Below are 2,095 nucleotides of genomic sequence, written 5' to 3'. Positions count from 1 at the left end.
TTGTACGTCCAGCATGTTAGCTGAGCCGATAGGCTGAAAGAAGCCTATGTCGCCTAACCAACGGGAAGACAACCTGAGAGCAAGGGATTTACTGGCAACGGTAGGGTCTGAAGGAAGCAGCAGGGGAAATGTGGAACATAACTAAAGTAAACCGAAGATGGCTTATAAAGTGGGTAACCCTGCAAAATATGGGAAAGCCCTAAAGTTGGATAACTTTATAAGTTAAGACGGATGCGTTCGCATTTAGGCAGGCAAACCTATCTGGAGAAACCTGTATTATCCTATTTTAATAGGTAAGTTCAAACAAGTGGGAACATAAGGGAGATACGATGTAGTGCAGGTGGCAGATGAATCCATAGTAGTGATTAACTTTTAGCCAATGAAAACTGGTAACAGTATGGAGGACAAAACTAAGAGGACATTATGCAGAAGCTATTATATTAGCAGTCATAATGAGGTATAGATTACCAAAAGTATCTATGCTTGCAAAGGGAGGAAGGCAAAACAAAGTTTGCAATTCAAAATTGTGAATTTATAAACTTATTAGAAAAGATAATCGAGGTTGGAACACTAAGAGGTACTTGTAACTGGTGATGACGAATCTACTGGAAACATAGTCCGTTCTAAACAGAGTAATTAGGCTAAGCTAGATATATTGCCGAAAGGCTAAAGAAGTCAGCAAAACTAATGAAGAAACTGTGGTTTATAAGGGAATAATTTAGATAGCAAAGCAAGAGGAGTTTATGATGAAAAAGTGGTATAGCTTGATTGATAAAGTTTATTTAATTGATAACTTAAGAAAGGCATTCAAAGCGGTCAAAAGCAATAAGGGAGCCCCTGGTATAGATGGGGAGACTGTTGAAATTTTTGAAGCTAATATGGAAGCTAATATAGTTAAGCTGAATCATGAACTCAAAACCGAAACGTATGAGCCACTTTCAGTACGTAGGGTATATATTGATAAAGATGATGGCACTAAAAGACCGTTAGGTATTCCTACGGTTAGAGATAGGGTTGTCCAACAAGCACTTAAAAATATTTTAGAACCAATTTTTGAACCTACATTTCATCCTTCAAGCTATGGTTATAGACCGAATAGGTCTTGTCAAAAGGCGGTAGCAAAAGCAGAAAGATTCATGAACAAATATGGATTAGAGCATGTAGTAGATATGGATTTATCTAAATGCTTTGACACACTTGACCATGAAATAATAATTAAATCAGTAAATGAAAAAGTAAGCGACAGTAGAATTTTAAAATTAGTAGATAAGTTCTTGAATGCTGGAACTATGGAAAATGGTATTTTTGATGAATCTGATATAGGTTGTCCGCAGGGGGCCGTAATTTCACCATTGCTAATGAATATATATTTAGATTATTTTGATAAGGCAATGATGGAAAAAGGTATCCGTATAGTTAGATATGCAGATGATATATTGATTTTTGCAAAATCAAAGGAATTGGCAGGAAAATATCTAGCCTTGGCAATTCATATATTAGAAAAGCACTTAAAACTTAAGGTAAATGAAACTAAGACCCACATAGCTGACGCTAGTAAAGGGGTGGCTTTTCTTGGATTTATAATAAGAGAAAATTGGGTTTCAATACATCCTAAAAGAATTGAAGAATTCAAAAATAAAATCAGAAGGCTAACGCCTAGAAACCATGGGATGAATATAGAACAAATACTTAGAAAGTTAAATCCAGTAATTAGAGGATGGGCAAATTATTTTAGAATTGCAAACTGTAAAGGACTTTTTGAGAAGCTATTTAGTTGGATTAAAAGAAGGCTAAGGATGAAGAAAATGAAAGAATGGAAAAGTTATAAATCTTTGCATAAAGCACTTAGGCGAAGAGGGTATAAGGGTGAATTCAAGAAAATATCAATGGTAAGATGGAGAAATTCAAATTTTACATTGATACACATGGCTTTACCTAATTCATGGTTCAAAGAAATAAAGCTTGTTCACTTGTCAGATATACAGGTCGGTGTCTTGTCAAATTATTATGAATAAATAATTTTTAGTTTTGCCAGGAGCCGTATGCGAGGTCCGCACGTACGGTTCTGTGAGAGGAAAGAAGTCGGAAATTTATT

The 2,095-nt window shown here is 35.3% G+C and carries 1 protein-coding gene; it reads left to right on the top strand.

Annotated features, from left to right (window positions below):
* Positions 1-743 precede the first annotated feature (743 nt).
* Positions 744-2,015: a group II intron reverse transcriptase/maturase gene (gene ltrA / locus KPL37_RS19305; protein WP_246578384.1), complete on the top strand. Its 1,272-nt coding sequence runs from the start codon at positions 744-746 to the stop codon at positions 2,013-2,015.
* The last annotated feature ends 80 nt before the right edge of the window (positions 2,016-2,095 follow it).

The organism is Clostridium frigoris (assembly GCF_018861865.1).
GTDB lineage: Bacteria > Bacillota > Clostridia > Clostridiales > Clostridiaceae > Clostridium_AD > Clostridium_AD frigoris.
The sequence above is the reverse complement of the archived record's forward strand: the minus strand, read 5'-3'. Positions and strand labels throughout refer to the sequence as shown.

Excerpts from the sequence above, each read along its gene's own strand:
- ltrA (WP_246578384.1), top strand. The coding sequence starts at position 744 with ATGATGAAAAAGTGGTATAGCTTGATTGATAAAGTTTATTTAATTGAT.